Here is a 14,706-nt window from a genome sequence, read left to right on the forward strand (position 1 = left end):
CTGGCCACGCAAGGGGTGTCACGCCAGCGGCACCGTCCGGTACTGCACAGCGACCGAACGCGCTCCCGACGGCGGGTCGGCCTGACGCCGCCGCGCCTGATACGGGCGAAGCAGCGCCATGACCGCGTCGTTCAGCCCGCTCAACTCCTCAGCGGTCAGCAGCAGCAACGTGTCGGTGAACAGCGCCGTGTCGTACCACTCCGCAGGCTCGTCCCCGGCGCGACGCAACCAGTCCCGGGTCCGCTCCATGCCCCGGACCGCATGCGCCTCCACCAGCGCCTGCTCCGCCGCACGGGCCTCAGGCCCGGCATCACGACCGGCCTCCACCAACACACTCGAATTCGGCACCCGCCACAGCCGCTCGCGCGCATCCCCACGGCTCGGCGCCTGCTCGACCAGACCGAACTTCGCCAACGCCCGCAGGTGATAACTGGTAGCGCTCGGCGACAGCCCGACGATCTCGGCACACTCGGTGGCAGTCCCGCCGCTCTCGCGGCTGTTCAGGTACTCCATGATCGCGATCCGGGCCGGATGAGCCATCGCCCGCATCACCTGCGGGTCACTGATCGTCATCCGACGCGAATCGGGGCGAGCATCGGTCATGGCCCCATGATCCCGGCCGGCACGGTGACCCGCCAACATCCCCGCTCCGACCAACCTCGGCTGTCACCCAGCTTCGTGAGGGGCCTGGGCCGCGAGCGCGACGAGGGCCGCCGCATGGATGGGCGAGCGGGGAGATGGGCGGGCAGCGCGGGCAGCGCGGGCGAGCAACGCGGGCGAGCAGCGCAGGCAGCGCGAGCAGCGCGGGCAGCGCGGGCAGCGCGGGCAGCGCGGGCGGGCAGAGCGGGCAGCGCGGGCAGCGCGGGCGGGCAGAGCGGGCAGCGCGGGCAGCGCGGGCAGCGCGGGCATTGCTGCGCCCCAGCCTGCCGACGGCGCCCGTCACGTCCGACCGTCCCGCCCCGCGCCTCGCCCGCCGCGAGCCCTGCCGCCTCGCCAGGCTCCGGCAGCCTCCGACGACTCGGCAACGCGTTGACCGAGCATTGATCAACACGCATCAAGCGTGTCGTACGTATGTTCTATTCTCTCTTCATGTTGAGGGCGTTAGCGCAGGCGGATGATGCCGTCGACGACTGTTCCCAAGCTTCACTCTGGGCGCTCTCCGACAGCGAGTTGCTCGCTTCTCTCGACAGGGCGCACGTGTTGGCGCAGCGGCTTGCCGCCGTCCAGCTCGGCCTGGTGCGTGAGTTGGACAGCCGTGGTCTGGCAACCGCCCAAGGCGCCTCGTCCACCGCCATCTGGCTGCGAGAGCGGCTCCGCCTCACCAGCCGTTCCGCCCGCCAACTGGTCCAACTCGCCAGCACCATCGACGCCGCGCCACCGGCAGTGCGCGACGCGCTCTTCACCGGCGCGATGTCCGTCGAGCAGGGGCGAGTGGTGGCGGAAACCATCGCCGCGCTTCCACCGGAGGCCGGCCCGGAGGTGGCAGACAAGGCCACCCAACTGCTGGTCGACTGGGCCGACCGCTTCGATCCGACGGTCCTGAGCCGGCTCGGGGAACGCGTCCTCACGCATGTCGCACCGGACTTGGCCGACAAGGCTGAGCTGGCCGCTCTCAAGCGGGCCACCGAGCGCGCCGAGGCCCGCCGGCACGTCACGCTCTCGGAACAGCAAAACGGGGAGGTACGCCTCAGCGGCAACCTCGACACCGAAACCGCGAGCCTGCTGCGAGAGGCGATCGATCCGCTCTGCGCTCCGGCCGGTGAGCACGACGACCGCAGCCCCGGTCAGCGGCGAGCGGACGCACTAGGCGAGGTCTGCCGGCTCGCGCTACGCACCGGCGAACTGCCGGACAACGGCGGCGACCGGCCGCAGCTCGTGGTGACCGTCTCGTTGGACGAGCTGGTCAACGGCGTACGCGCCGGCACCCTGGAGACCGGAGAACCTCTCACGCCCGGCGCGATCCGGCGTCTCGCCTGCGACGCGGGCGTGCTGCCCGCGGTGCTGGGCGGCAACAGTCAGGTCCTGGACGTCGGACGCCAGCGTCGCCTCTTCAACGGCCCGTTGCGCCGCGCGCTGGTGCTGCGCGACGGCGGTTGCGCCTTCCCTGGCTGCGATCGGCCGTCCCGATGGTGCGATGGTCACCACGTGCGGCACTGGGCCGACGGTGGTGAGACAGCACTGGGCAACGCTGTGCTGCTCTGCGGCTACCACCACCGGCTGATTCATCGCGGAGACTGGACGACCCGCATGGCGCCAGACGGCCGACCTGACTTCCTCCCGCCCAGCTGGCTCGACCCCCTGCGCACGCCACGACGCAACGTCTACCACCGACGCTGCTGATATCGGCAAACACGCCACCGCCACCGCCACCGGGCACCGGGCACCGGGCACCGGGCACCGGGCACCGGGCACACTCCCCGACCCCGATCCCGGGGACACCAGCGCACCGGCGCGCCCATGCCCGCGGTCGCGCGTCCGTGCAGCCCCTGCCTCCGCGCCCATGCCACCGCGCCTATGCCACCGCGCCCGTGCCACGGCGTCGGCGCGGCCGCCCCGTCCGCCCGCGGCCCCGCCCGAACCCGACCCGCCCGCCGATGCGCCCGCACCCATCCGTAGGCCCATCCGCGCAGGCCAGCTGCCCGCCTGCGCCCGTCCGCGCACGCCGCCAGTCGCCCGCCCGCGCTGGTCCGCGCACGCCCGCCGGGCCGCCGGCCGGCCCGTGCACCCGAGCCCGTCCGCGCACGCCTGCGAGCCGCCCGCACTTACCGTCCCCGCCGGCCCGCCCGAGCCCGTCCACGCACGCCTGCGAGCCACCCGCACTTACCGTCCCCGCCGGCCCGCCCGAGCCCGTCCACGCACGCCTGCGAGCCACCCGCACTTACCGTCCGCGCCGGCCCCCGGCCCGCCGGCCCGCCCGTGCGCCCGAGCCCGTCCGCGCACGCCTGCCAGCCGCCTGCCACAACCGTGCACGCACAGCCCACCCAACCTCCAGACGCACCACGCACATCACCGCACCCGGCATCCCCGCATTGCTGCACGCGGCGACACGCCATCTCGTATGGGTGGTCGTGTGGGTAATTCGGTGGAAGGAACCGCCGCGGGAGCGTAGGGTTGCAGGCCGCTTGACGGCCGAGGTGAGCTGCACCGGAACGGACGTCTTCGCGCCGGGAGGCCGGCCATCCGCCCCCGGACACGCGAGCGCGCAGCAGATGTGAACGATGGGACGTCAGCATGCCCGCACTTGACCTCGACACCCACCTCGACACGGATCTGTCCGCCGAACGCGCTCACCTCGCAACCTCGCGGGCTGCGCTACGTCGGATGCGGGAGCGGGCGGAGGCTCTCTTCGCCGGCGGCGACCAGGTTGCCGGCGATGCCTACGCGGCCGAGACGCTCGGACGGACCCTGGCTCGCCGGGTGGCCGAGCTGGCGGACGACCCCACCACACCACTCTTCTTCGGTCGCCTCGACTTCGCGGGAACGGTGAGTCCCGAGGCCACCGACAGCGACGCCACAGCCACTCAGGCAACCGGCAGCGCAACCACCGGCGGCGCGGCCACCAGCGACACGACCACCAGCGACACGACCGACGGCACCGCAACCACCAGCACCGCAACCACCGGCAACACGACCGCCGACGCGACCAGCATCAACGGCGATCATGAAGGCCGCCGGTACCACGTGGGCCGCCGGCACGTCACCGACGAGCGCGGCGAGCCGTTGGTGCTGGACTGGCGGGCGCCGGTCTCCCGGTCGTTCTACCGGGCCAGCGCACGGGATCCGCAGGGGGTGGCGGTTCGGCGGCGGTTCGGGTTCAGCAACGGGGTGCTGACCAGCTTCGAGGATGAGCGGCTGGATCGGGGCGAGGAACTCGGTACGACCAGTCGAATCCTCACCGATGAGATTGAGCGGCCGCGCGTCGGCCCGATGCGGGACATCGTCGCCACCATCCAGCCGGAGCAGGACGAGCTGGTTCGGGCCGATTTGGCCGACTCGATCTGTGTGCAGGGCGCGCCGGGCACCGGGAAAACGGCGGTCGGGCTGCACCGGGCCGCGTACCTGCTCTATCTGCACCGGGAGCGGTTGCGGCGGGCGGGAGTGCTGATCGTTGGGCCGAATCGGGCGTTCCTGTCGTACATCGCGGCTGTGTTGCCGGCACTCGGCGAGGTCGAGGTCGAGCAGGCCACAGTGGAGGAGCTGATCTCCCGGGTGCCGGTGCGGGCGGTCGAGGCGCCGACGGTCGCCGCGCTGAAGCATGACGTACGCATGGCGAGCGTGCTACAGCGTGCGGTTCGGGCGCAGATCGGTACGCCGACCGAGTCGATCACCGTTTCGGACGGCTCGTTCCGGTGGCGGATCGGGTTGGAGCCGTTGCACCGGATCGTCGAGGAGACCCGCCGGGAGGGGCTGCCGTACAGCACCGGCCGGGAACGGGTTCGGGCCCGGGTGGTGAGCCTGCTGCAACGGCAGGCCGAGGCCCGCCGGGCCGAGTCGCCGAGTGATGCCTGGTTGCGGCGGATGGGCCGTTGCCGGCCGGTCACCGACTTCCTGGACGCGGTGTGGCCGGCGCTCACCCCGGAGGGGCTGGTGCACGGCCTGCTCTCCGACCCGGCACGACTCGCCGCGGCAGCGGACGGCCTGCTCGACGACGCCGAGCAGGCCCTGCTCCGGTGGGAGAAGCCGGCGCGGACCCCGAAGGCGACCCGCTGGACCGCGGCCGACACGGTGTTGATCGACGAGGCGACCGGGCTGCTCGAACGGCCCTCCGGGTTCGGGCATGTGGTGGTGGACGAAGCACAGGACCTCTCTCCCATGCAGTGTCGGGCCATTGCCCGCCGCAGCGAGCACGGTTCGATCACCCTCCTCGGTGACCTCGCGCAGGGCACCGCGCCGTGGGCGGCCACCGACTGGAAGGAAACGCTCGCCCATCTCGGCAAACCGGACGCTGTGGTGGTCCCGTTGACGATCGGCTTCCGGGTGCCCGCCGCAGTGGTCGCGTTCGCGAACCTGCTCCTACCGGCGCTCGCTGTGGACGTACCCGCCGCCGAGTCGCTGCGGCACGACGGCGGTCTGGCCGTGCGTACCGTGACCGACCTGACAGCGGCGACGGTGGCGGAGGTGCGCGCGGCGCTCGACCACGACGGTTCGGTGGGCGTGATCGCGGCGGACGACGCTGTCGACGGGCTGCGCGCGGCGCTGGCCGATGCCGGCGTCGAGACCGCGACCGCCGACGACGTGTCGGCCGCGGAGCGGGTCACCGTGGTGCCCGCGACGCTGGTCAAGGGCCTGGAGTACGACCACGTGGTGGTGGTCGAGCCGGCCGCGATCGTCGCGGCCGAACCGCGCGGGCTACACCGGCTGTACGTGGTGCTGACCCGTGCGGTGTCCCGGTTGGCGGTGCTGCACCACGAGCCGCTGCCCGCGCCGCTGTCGACCGCGCAGCACTGACCACAGCGCAGCACGCAACGCGGCACCGACCCGGCGGGCGGCGCTGACCCGGCGGGCAGCATTGACCGGGGCGGGCGGCACTGACCCGGCGGGCGGCACTGGTCCGGCGGGTAACCGGTGCGGGCCGGTGCGCCGGCGGGCGTCAGCGGTCGGTGAGGGCTGCGGCGATGTCGCGCAGTGGCTTGCCGGGCTCGGCGATGGGCACGATGAACGCCAACCAGGAACCGTCGGTGAACTCGATCCGGAGCCGCTTGGGGTTGAGCCGGTGCCAGCCCACCCGGGCGCTGGCCACTGCGGCTCGGGGCGCCGACCAGACCACCCGGGTCTCGGCTGCCGCCTTCTCGTCGTCGGCCTGGCTGGACCAGAGCTTCATCGGCCCGGAGGCGCACACCAGCAGCCGCCGGTCGGTGACGGCGAGGATGGTGTCCTCGGTCGTGGTCGCGGGGGGCACCGGACGTCGGGCGTGTTGCAGGGCGGACGCGGCCGAGCCCGGCGCACCCCGACCAGCGATCCCGTAGACGACGCGGTCGACGAGCCGGTCCCCCGCCGGGAAGGAGATCAGCGGCGAGATCACGTTGAGCAGCACGCTGGAGATGACACCACCACGACCGCTGCCGGACGACTCCGGGCTTTCGGGAGCTGGCATCTCTGCCGGCCGGGCACCCTGGGCGATCTCGGTCTTGGCGAAGGCGAGCACACGTTCGCCCGACTCGACGAGCTGGCTCAGACGTTCCTCGTAGCTCACGGGCTCAGTACCAATCAGGACGGTCGTCGGGCAGCTGGCCGCCGGCGGCGGGCCGACGTGCCTCGGCCGGTCGGCCGCCGACGGGAGCGTCGGCCCTCACCCCACCGCCGCCGGGAGCGTCGGCCATCACCCCACCGCCGCCGGGAGCGTCGGCCCTCACCCCACCGCCGCCGGGAGCGTCGGCCATCACCTCACCGACCAGTTCGCGGACCCGGGCGGCGGCTGCCTCCTGGGCGCGCTTGGCGGCGGCGGTGAACTCCTCGGCCAGGGTGTACGAGTCGAGGCGCATCGCCCGGGCGTTCACCTCGGTCGAGACGATCGTGCCGTCCGCCGCGGCGGTGACCCGGACCAGGCCGGAGTCGCTCATGCCCTCGGCGCTGCTGTCTTCCAGCTCGGTCATCTTGCCGGCCAGCTCGCGTTGCCAGCTGTCCAGGTTGCGGGCCAACGCCTCGATACGGTCCAGACCGGGAAAGGTCATGTCGGTCCCCTCAGGTCAGGATGGAGTCGAAGACATTCTGCACGCCCTTGGTGTAGGGGCCCAGGTCCTCGCGGTACGTGCCGTCCACCAGGTAGTTGCGGTCCTTCGTGCCGTCGGAGATGTCGTGCATGCCGACGCCGGTGTCCAGAAGGGCGCCACCGAGGCCGGGGATGTTGACCGGAGACGCCTGGTTGATCAGGAACTTGCCCGGGAAGAGCGTCTTGAACTTCTCGATCTGGAACGCCCTGGCCTCGGCCGTCCACCCGGACTTGTTCCACGCCCGGTACGCCTTCTTCGCCTTGCGGATCTCCAGGACCGCGCGACGGTACTTCATCAGCAGCTCGGCGACCTTCTGCATCTTGGCGGCCAGCTTCGTCAGGATCTCGGCGAACCGAGCGACGATCTTGACCATCCGACCGACGGTGGTGGCGAGTCGCGCCAGCACCCGGACCACAGTCGCCGCGAGAGAGATGCCGGCGCTCAGCGCCGCCGCCACCGCCGCGATGATCACCTCGGTGAGGAACCAGAGCAGGAACTCGAGGATCAGCTCGACCAGCAGGTTGAACGCGTCGACCGCGGCGTTGGCGGCGTCGACCAGCACCTCCTTGGTGCCGTCCAACCCCTTCGCCAGTTCCTCGATGGCCTCCTCCACCGACTCCATCGAGGCGTGGAAGCTCTCGGCGGCATCACCCGACCAGGCGCCCCGTAGGCGAGCCCGGTGCTGGATCTGTTCACCGGCGATCTCGCGCACCGCCGCGCCGGTGTCGAGGCAGAGCTGAGCGGCGCGCATCAGGTCGTCGGGCTCGCCCGCGACGAGTTCGAGGAGTTGCTCGAACGGCCAGAGCACCGCGTTGGACAGCGGCTTGAACGGGTCGGGGGTGCCGGACACGATCTGCTCGAAGTAGGTCTTGTTCCGCGTCAACGCCTCGGTGCTCATGCCGGCACCGACCCGGTGGTGCCGCCGGGGGACGAGGTGCCCGGAGACCAGGGGGCGGGTGACAGGGGGCCGGGCGCGATGACGTCGGGAGCGGCCGGGCGACCGGGCACGAACATGTCGGTGTTGGCCACGTCGGTGCCGGTGTAGGCGCCAGCTGTGTCGTCGAGCCCTTCGGCGATGTCCGCCATCACCTCGGCGCCGTCGGCCAGCCCTTGCAGGCACGCCTCGAACTGCTCGGCGTACGCCGCCGCGAGGCTGAACGACGCCGGCATCACCCCGAACGCGTGCCGGGGCACGTGCCCCTCCCCGAACGAGCGGTGCAGCTCGCGAAAGCGCGCCGCCCGGTCGGTGGACGCCTTGGCGAACGCCGTCAGCGCCTCCGGCTGGACCTCCAGCTCTCTGCTCGGGCTCGACACGGACCCTCCCCTGTGTCCTGTGCGACGGATCAGCCGCCACGACTCCCCACCATAGGCACTGCTCGCCGCAATCGGTGACCCCGCCCGTGACGTCAGGGTCACCGAGACTGGACTTTGTTCCGTAAACTAGTTTGCGTGGACCTAGACGACGATCTTCCACCCACCGACGCGGCTGCGGCCCTGCGACTGATCCAGGACCAGCGGTCCGCGACAGCGCGTCGACTCGACCCCGACGTCCGCCTGCTCTACTGGCCCTGGGGAGTCGCCTGGTTGGTCGGCTTCGGGCTCTTCTTCCTGCGGTTCTCCCCCGGCGGGAAAGAGTTGCTCCCGCTGCCGAGCTGGCTACCGCTGACCGTTCTCTTCGCACTGCTCCTGGCCGCGGCGGCGGTCCAGGCGGTGGCCAGCGTCCGGGCCTACGGCCAGGTGAGCGGAGAGTCCGCGCGGCGCGGTCGCTGGTACGGGTGCGCCTGGGCCCTCGGTCCGGTGAGCGTCTACGCGGGGCTCGGCCAGGTCTCCGAGCACCTGCCGCACGACCTGGCGGCGCTGCTCTGGTCGGCGACGGCAGTCGGGCTGACCGGCGCGTTGCACATGGCCGGCGGGGCGATCTGGCTGGACCGCGACCTGTTCCGGCTGGGCGTCTGGATCAGTGTGATCAACCTGGTCGGCGTGTTCGCCGGGCCCGGCTGGCACGCACTCGTCGTCTCGGTGGCCGGCGGCGGCGGAATGCTGGTGGCCGGCGCGCTGGCCCGGCGGCAACAGCGACAGCGACAGCAGCCGTGACCGAACTGGACCCGGTCATCCACGCCCAGGCCCGACTGCGGGTGGTGGCCAGCCTCTCCGCCCTCAACGTCGGCGACAAGATCGCGTTCCCACGCCTGCAGGATCTGCTCGGGATGACCGCCGGCAACCTCTCGGTGCACCTGCGCAAGCTGGAGGACGCCGGCTACGTGGAGATCAGCAAGACCCATCGTGGACGCACCCCGGCAACCCTGGTCGGGCTCAGCCGACGAGGCCGGCTGGCATTCGAGGAGTACACCGAAGCGATCCGCGCCCTGCTCGACCCCATCCCGTCGAAGGAGCAACCATGACCCTCGCCCGCGCCGACCAGGCCAGCCGCCGGTACGGCGACGTCCTCGCCCTCGACCGAGTCGACCTCGACGTCCGGGCCGGTGAGCTGGTCGGCCTCCTCGGGCCGAACGGCGCCGGCAAGAGCACGCTGATGAACCTGCTCGTCGGTCTGCGTCGCCCCAGCTCGGGGCGGGTCGAACTGTTCGGTGGCGACCCCCGCGACCCGGCGAGCCGGCGACACGTCGGGGTCACCCCACAGGAGACCGGCCTGCCGGGCACGCTGCGTGTCGGCGAGGTCGTCGACTTCGTCTCCGCGCACTACCCGGACCCGGTGCCCCGCGGCGAACTGCTCGACCGGTTCGGCCTGGGCGACCTCCTCCGACGGCAGACCGGCGGGCTCTCCGGGGGGCAGCGCCGTCGACTGGCGGTGGCATTGGCGTTCGTCGGCCGCCCCCGGTTGGTGCTCCTCGACGAGCCGACCACCGGCCTGGACGTGTCCGCCCGGCACACCCTGTGGGAGGCGATCCGCGCGTTCCACTCCGACGGCGGCACCGTGCTGCTGAGCAGCCACTACCTGGAGGAGGTGGAGGCGCTGGCCCACCGGGTGGTGGTGATCGGGCAGGGCCGGGTGCTCGCCGACGACACTGTGGACGCGGTACGGGGCATCGTCGGCGTACGCCGGGTCAGTCTCGTCGCCGACCACCTGCCCGACCTGCCCGGGATCGTGCGCACCGAACGGATCGACGGCCGGCTCCACCTGCTCACCACCGACGCCGACGAACTGGTCCGAGCGCTCGTCACGGCCGGGACTGACTTCACCGACCTGGAGGTACGACCGACCTCGCTGGAGGAGGCGTTCCTCGCCATCACGAGCGGGGACGGGTCCACCCCGGAGCAGAGCACCGCGGAGGACCGACCCGCCACCGCCGAGGACCGACCCGCCACCGCCGTTCCCGGCGGCCGACCCACCACCGTCTGAGGAGGCCGCCGTGCAGCTCGCCCTGGTCCACGCCCGATACCAACTCCTGGAGATCATCCGGATTCCGGTGGCGATCGTCGGGAGCGCCTTCTTCCCGGCCGCAGCCATGATCTTCTTCGTGGTGCCGTTCGCCGGTGACGACTCGGTCGGCGCCACCCTCGCCACCGCGTCGATGGTCACCTTCTCGGTGATGAGCGCCAACATCTTCCAGTACGGCGTCGGCGTCGCCGAGGACCGCGACCAGCCGTGGAATCCGTACACCCGGACCCTGCCGGCCGGCCCGGCACCCCGGTTCGCGGGCCGCGTCCTGGCCGGCCTGGCACTGACGTACCTCTCGCTGATCCCGGTCGTCGTGATCGGCGCGACGCTGACCGCGGCCGAGGCCACCCCGTCGGCGTTTCTGCTGGCCGTGGGCACCGTGGCCGTGATCTCGGTGCCGTTCACGCTGATGGGCCTGGCCATCGGCTACTCGCTGCCGAGCAAGGCGGCGATCGTCGTCGCGCAGATCGTCTTCCTGCCGCTCGCGTTCGGCGGCGGGCTGCTGTCCGCGCCGGGCGACGCGCCCGGGTTCATCGAGACGATCGCCCCGTTCCTGCCCACCCGGGGAGCGGCAGAGCTGATGTGGGCGGCGGTCAGTGACTACCGCGTTCAACCACTGGCGCTGGTCATGCTCGGTGTCTGGGTGGTGCTGCTCGCCACGCTCGCCGGCTGGGCGTACCGGCGGGACGAGGGTCGCCGGTTCAGCTGACGATTCGTCCGTTTCCGCCCCGAGCCGCGGCGGGACGGTGCCAGGATTCCCGCAGGGGGCCGTCGTGGTCGCCCCGGGTGAGAGGGGTCCTGACGTGAGCACCGTCCCGCCGGGTACGCCCTGCTGGGCCGACCTGGCCACCCCGGACCTGGACGACGCGCGGCGCTTCTACCCGGAGTTGTTCGGTTGGACCGGTCGGGTGACACCGGAACCCGAGGCGGGTGGCTACACGGTCTTCCTGCTCGACGGGAAGCCGGTCGCCGGGGCCGGGCCGCCGGCGATCCCCGACCAGGTGCCGATCTGGTCGACGTACGTCGCCACCGACGACGCGGAGCTGGTCGCCAGCCGGGTCGAACGGGCCGGCGGGCAGGTCGTCGTGCCACCGTTCGAGGTGTTCGACCGCGGCTGGATGGCCGTGTTCGCCGATCCGTCCGGCGCCACGTTCAGCGTCTGGCAGCCGCTGACGATGAGCGGTGCCGAGGTGTTCAACGTGCCGGGCGCGATGAGCTGGAACGAACTGGTCACGCCCGACCCGGAGGGCGCGAAGGTCTTCTACGAGCTGGTGTTCGGCTGGCAGCCGGACGACCAGGCGGTGGGGCCCATGACGTACACCGGTTGGCGGCTCGGGACCCAGATCGTCGCCGGGATGATGCCACCGCTGGCCGACGACTTCCCGGCCGACCTGCCCGCGTACTGGACCGTGTACTTCGCGGTGACCGACGCGGATGCCGCCGCGGCCCGCGCCGCCGAGCTGGGCGGGACGATCCTGGTTCCGCCCCGCGACATCCCGGCGGGGCGGTTCGCCGCACTACGCGACCCCCAGGGCGCCCTCTTCTCCGTCATCGACCTGGGCCCCTGACCCGCGAGCCCCGAGCGGATTGGGGCGGGTGGGACGGACGGGGACCACCAGGGGGCCGTGGGTGCCGGGGACCACCCGGACGCTGGCCCGGTAGTGGGTGGCGAGCAGGTGCTCGGTCAGCACGTCGGCGGGGGCCCCGGCGGCCACCACCTGACCGCCGGCGAGCATCACCATGCGGTCGGCGTACTCGCCGGCCAGGGAGAGGTCGTGCATCGTGGCGAGGACGGTCAGGCCGTGCTCACGACGCAGCTGGTCGACGACTTCCAGGACCTCCTGCTGGTGACCGATGTCGAGTGCGCTGGTCGGCTCGTCGAGCAGCAGCAGCGTCGCGCCCTGGGCGAGCGCCCGGGCGAGGAACACCCGCTGCCGTTCGCCGCCGGAGAGGGTGGCCAGCTCGCGGTGGTGAAAGCCGGTGAGGTCCAGCCGCCCGAGCACCTCGTGGACGGCGTCCAGGTCGGCGGTCGACTCCCGCCCCAGCGTCGGGATGTAGGGGGTGCGGCCGAGCAGCACGTAGTCCAGCACCGACATGCCGGCCGGCACCACCGGAGACTGCGCCACCGTGGCCACGACCCGGGCGCGGTCCCGGCGGCGCAGCGCCGTGCTCGGCGTACCGAAGAGGGTGATCGCCCCCGGCGCGGGCAGCAGGCCGCCGACGGCGCGCAACAGGGTCGACTTGCCGGCGCCGTTCGGACCGATCACGGTGACCCACTCGCCGGCGGCGACGGTGAGGTCGACGCCGGTCAGGATCGGCGTGCCGCCGAGGCCGACGTGCAGGCCACGCACCTCGACAGCCGACACGTCGTCGGAGGCACCGGCAGCGGGCGCGCGGCTCACGTGAGCACCCGCCGGGCGGTGCGCAGCACGATCACGAAGAACGGGCCGCCCAGCAGGGCGGTCACCACGCCGATCGGCACCTCGGCCGGAGCGGCGGCGGTGCGGGCCACCACGTCGGTCAGCGCCAGGAACGCACCACCGAACAGCAGTGACAACGGCAGGATCACCCGGTAGCTCGACCCGGCGAGCAGCCGGACGGTGTGCGGCACGATGATGCCGACGAAGCCGATCAGGCCGGTGGCGGAGACCGCCGCCGCGGTGCCCAGGGACGCGGCGGCGATCAACAGGTAACGGGTGCGCTGCGGGTGCAGGCCCAGACTCTTCGCCTCGTCGTCGCCCACCGCGAGGACGTCCAGTTCACGGCGGTGCAGCAGCACGACGACAGTGGTCAGCACGGCGTACGGCAGCACCAGCAGCACGTCGTGCCAGCCGGCGGTGGCGAGCCGACCCAGCAGCCAGGAGTAGACCGGCTGGATGCTGTCGACGTGCTTCTGCAGCAGGTACGTCTGCCCGGCGGAGAGGAACGCGGAGACCGCCACCCCGGCCAGGATCAGCATCGCCGGTGAGTGGCTTCGCCCACCGGCGGCGCCGAGCACGTAGGTCATCGTCACGGCGAGCAGCGACCCGGCGAACGCGGCCAACGGGATGGTCATCGGCAGCCCGGAGATCGCGCCCTCCCGGCCGGCGCCGCCGAGGGCGATGGCCGCGGTGACCGCGAGGCCGGCGCCGGCAGCCACCCCCAGGAGGTACGGGTCGGCGAGCGGGTTGCGGAAGACTCCCTGGTAGCAGCCGCCGGCGAGGGCGAGCAGACCCCCGACGAGCAGGGCCAGCACCACCCGGGGCAGCCGCAACTCGGTGACGATCGCGATCTCCCGCTCGGACAGGCCGCTGTCGAGGTGCACGCCCGGGATCAGGTTGAGCAACTCGGCGGCGACGCTGCCGGCGGGCAGGCTGACCGGCCCGAGGGACACCCCGGCGACGAGCGCGACGAGCACGGCGAACACGCCGGCGACCAGCCAACGCTTGCGCAGCCCGGCGGGCCGGGCCACCGGTGGTGGCCCGGCGGACCGGGCCACCGACAGCGGCTTGGTCACTGACGGATCGCTGTCACGCGGGCACCTTGGCGACCGCGTCGATGATCACCCGGAGCAGGTCCACGACCCGCGGACCCCAGCGCGAGGCGATGTCGTCGTCCAGCTCGATCACCCGGTCGTTCTTGACCGCGGTGAGGCCGGCCCAGCCGCTGCGAGCCTTGACCAACGCGGCGCTCTGCTTCGCCTGCCTGACGTCGCCGAGGAAGATGAAGTCCGGGTCGGCCTTGAGGACGGACTCCTGGGACAACTGTGGGTAGCCGAAGTTCTTGCCGTCCGCGTCGGCCGGGTCGGCGATGTTGGTCAGGCCGGCCTGGCTGTAGAGCGAGCCGATGAAGGTCTTGCTGGTCGCGGTGTACAGCTCCGGGCCCAGTTCGTGGAAGAAGGTGAGCTTCTCGGCACGCTGCGGCAGGTCCTTGACCAGCTTGGCGATGTCGTCCTTCATCCGGGTGGTGACGTCGGCCGCCTGGTCGGCGTGCCCGGTGAGCGTGCCCAGCTCGGTGATCTGCCGGTACGAGTCGTCGAGCGTGGTCGCCGCCGGGGTCTGGTAGACCGGGATCTTCAGCTTGGTGAGCTGCTCGACGACCTTGTTCCGGTCGTCGGAGAGCACCACGAGGTCCGGGTTCTTGCCGGCAATCGCCTCGGCGTTGGGCTGGAAGGCGGAGAGATCGGTCTTGGGCACGTCGGCCGGGTAGTTCGACTGGTCGTCGACGGCGGTCACCTGCGGGCCGGCACCGATGGCGAAGAGCATCTCGGTGGCGGTGGGCGACAGCACGACGATCTTCTCGGGGCGCTTGTCGAGGGTGAGCGCGCCGACCGTGACCGGGTAGGCGGCGGCCGCGGTGCCGGTACTCGGCTTGTCGTCGGCCTTCTCGGCGCAGGCGCCGAGGGCGAGCGCGGCGACCGCGAGGGTCGCGGCGAAGAGCCGAGGGGTACGTCTGTTCATGGGGGCCTCCTGTCGGTCGAGGAGTGTGGTGCTTCGCCGACAGGGACTTTCGTACGCCCGCCCGCGAGGCGCCCTTCCTCGAGAGCGCGTATCGCGACCGATCCGCAGGCGACCTGGCTCGTCCCCACCGGCTGGTGGGGCATCACAGTTGCGGGAC

At 72.2% G+C, this 14,706-nt stretch carries 15 protein-coding genes; 7 read left to right on the plus strand and 8 right to left on the minus strand.

Annotated elements, in window-relative coordinates; translation table 11 throughout:
- Positions 1 to 18: 18 nt before the first annotated feature.
- A complete protein-coding gene (locus tag O3438_RS20880) occupies positions 19 to 603 on the minus strand; it encodes a winged helix-turn-helix domain-containing protein (RefSeq protein ID WP_269681519.1) in 585 nt (194 codons plus the stop codon).
- A 486-nt stretch (positions 604 to 1,089) separates the two neighbouring features.
- Between O3438_RS20880 and O3438_RS20885 the strand changes: the two genes are divergently transcribed.
- Positions 1,090 to 2,340, plus strand: a complete 1,251-nt coding sequence (locus O3438_RS20885) for an HNH endonuclease signature motif containing protein (RefSeq protein WP_269681520.1) — start codon at positions 1,090 to 1,092, stop codon at positions 2,338 to 2,340.
- Between the two features lie 891 nt (positions 2,341 to 3,231).
- Positions 3,232 to 5,448 (plus strand): HelD family protein, encoded by a 2,217-nt coding sequence (locus tag O3438_RS20890; RefSeq protein ID WP_269681521.1) that lies wholly within the window; start codon positions 3,232 to 3,234, stop codon positions 5,446 to 5,448.
- Positions 5,449 to 5,590: 142 nt separating this feature from the next.
- Here the strand turns inward: O3438_RS20890 and O3438_RS20895 are convergent, their stop codons facing one another.
- From O3438_RS20895 to O3438_RS20910, 4 genes are read right to left on the minus strand one after another with little or no spacing between them, the layout of a single operon-like run.
- Complete coding sequence (locus tag O3438_RS20895; RefSeq protein ID WP_269681522.1) at positions 5,591 to 6,193, minus strand: hypothetical protein; 603 nt, start codon at positions 6,191 to 6,193, stop codon at positions 5,591 to 5,593.
- Positions 6,194 to 6,197: 4 nt separating this feature from the next.
- Positions 6,198 to 6,671 carry a YbaB/EbfC family nucleoid-associated protein gene (locus tag O3438_RS20900; RefSeq protein WP_269681523.1) on the minus strand — a complete coding sequence of 158 codons (474 nt, stop codon included), beginning with the start codon at positions 6,669 to 6,671 and terminating at the stop codon, positions 6,198 to 6,200.
- A 10-nt stretch (positions 6,672 to 6,681) separates the two neighbouring features.
- The gene (locus O3438_RS20905) at positions 6,682 to 7,608 is read right to left on the minus strand and encodes a WXG100 family type VII secretion target (RefSeq protein WP_088986783.1); all 927 of its coding nucleotides are present in this window, start codon (positions 7,606 to 7,608) and stop codon (positions 6,682 to 6,684) included.
- Positions 7,605 to 8,024, minus strand: a complete 420-nt coding sequence (locus O3438_RS20910; RefSeq protein ID WP_269681524.1) for a WXG100 family type VII secretion target — start codon at positions 8,022 to 8,024, stop codon at positions 7,605 to 7,607. The genes O3438_RS20905 and O3438_RS20910 overlap by 4 nt, the downstream gene beginning before the upstream one ends.
- Before the next feature lie 135 nt (positions 8,025 to 8,159).
- Here O3438_RS20910 and O3438_RS20915 point away from each other — a divergent pair, with 135 nt between their 5' ends.
- The 5 genes from O3438_RS20915 to O3438_RS20935 all read left to right on the plus strand — a co-directional run bounded on the left by O3438_RS20915 (position 8,160) and on the right by O3438_RS20935 (position 11,678).
- A complete protein-coding gene (locus O3438_RS20915; protein WP_269681525.1) occupies positions 8,160 to 8,804 on the plus strand; it encodes a transporter in 645 nt (214 codons plus the stop codon).
- Positions 8,801 to 9,112, plus strand: a complete 312-nt coding sequence (locus O3438_RS20920) for a transcriptional regulator (RefSeq protein WP_269681526.1) — start codon at positions 8,801 to 8,803, stop codon at positions 9,110 to 9,112. Before O3438_RS20915 ends, O3438_RS20920 begins: the two co-directional genes overlap by 4 nt.
- On the plus strand, positions 9,109 to 10,071 hold the full coding sequence (locus O3438_RS20925; RefSeq protein WP_269681527.1) for an ABC transporter ATP-binding protein: 963 nt from the start codon (positions 9,109 to 9,111) through the stop codon (positions 10,069 to 10,071). The genes O3438_RS20920 and O3438_RS20925 overlap by 4 nt, the downstream gene beginning before the upstream one ends.
- Positions 10,072 to 10,081: 10 nt before the next feature.
- Positions 10,082 to 10,819, plus strand: coding sequence for an ABC transporter permease (locus O3438_RS20930; protein WP_269681528.1), 738 nt, complete (start codon positions 10,082 to 10,084; stop codon positions 10,817 to 10,819).
- A gap of 94 nt (positions 10,820 to 10,913) precedes the next feature.
- The gene (locus O3438_RS20935; RefSeq protein ID WP_269681529.1) at positions 10,914 to 11,678 is read left to right on the plus strand and encodes a VOC family protein; all 765 of its coding nucleotides are present in this window, start codon (positions 10,914 to 10,916) and stop codon (positions 11,676 to 11,678) included.
- Here O3438_RS20935 and O3438_RS20940 read toward each other — a convergent pair.
- Genes O3438_RS20940 through O3438_RS20950 form a run of 3 tightly spaced genes read right to left on the minus strand, consistent with a single transcriptional unit; the run spans position 11,628 to position 14,549 of the window.
- A complete protein-coding gene (locus O3438_RS20940) occupies positions 11,628 to 12,512 on the minus strand; it encodes an ABC transporter ATP-binding protein (protein WP_442929631.1) in 885 nt (294 codons plus the stop codon). The two genes, O3438_RS20935 and O3438_RS20940, sit on opposite strands and share 51 nt — an antisense overlap.
- The gene (locus O3438_RS20945) at positions 12,509 to 13,606 is read right to left on the minus strand and encodes a FecCD family ABC transporter permease (protein ID WP_269681530.1); all 1,098 of its coding nucleotides are present in this window, start codon (positions 13,604 to 13,606) and stop codon (positions 12,509 to 12,511) included. Before O3438_RS20945 ends, O3438_RS20940 begins: the two co-directional genes overlap by 4 nt.
- A gap of 13 nt (positions 13,607 to 13,619) precedes the next feature.
- Complete coding sequence (locus tag O3438_RS20950) at positions 13,620 to 14,549, minus strand: ABC transporter substrate-binding protein (RefSeq protein WP_269681531.1); 930 nt, start codon at positions 14,547 to 14,549, stop codon at positions 13,620 to 13,622.
- Between the last annotated feature and the right edge of the window lie 157 nt (positions 14,550 to 14,706).

This window comes from Micromonospora sp. WMMC250 (assembly GCF_027460215.1).
In the GTDB taxonomy this organism is placed as follows: domain Bacteria; phylum Actinomycetota; class Actinomycetes; order Mycobacteriales; family Micromonosporaceae; genus Micromonospora; species Micromonospora taraxaci.

Bases quoted from the DNA above. Each gene is read 5' to 3' on its own strand.
- O3438_RS20880 (WP_269681519.1), bottom strand. From the start codon at position 603: ATGACCGATGCTCGCCCCGATTCGCGTCGGATGACGATCAGTGACCCG.
- O3438_RS20885 (WP_269681520.1), top strand. From the start codon at position 1,090: ATGTTGAGGGCGTTAGCGCAGGCGGATGATGCCGTCGACGACTGTTCC.
- O3438_RS20890 (WP_269681521.1), top strand. From the start codon at position 3,232: ATGCCCGCACTTGACCTCGACACCCACCTCGACACGGATCTGTCCGCC.
- O3438_RS20900 (WP_269681523.1), bottom strand. From the start codon at position 6,671: ATGACCTTTCCCGGTCTGGACCGTATCGAGGCGTTGGCCCGCAACCTG.
- O3438_RS20905 (WP_088986783.1), bottom strand. From the start codon at position 7,608: ATGAGCACCGAGGCGTTGACGCGGAACAAGACCTACTTCGAGCAGATC.
- O3438_RS20925 (WP_269681527.1), top strand. From the start codon at position 9,109: ATGACCCTCGCCCGCGCCGACCAGGCCAGCCGCCGGTACGGCGACGTC.
- O3438_RS20950 (WP_269681531.1), bottom strand. From the start codon at position 14,549: ATGAACAGACGTACCCCTCGGCTCTTCGCCGCGACCCTCGCGGTCGCC.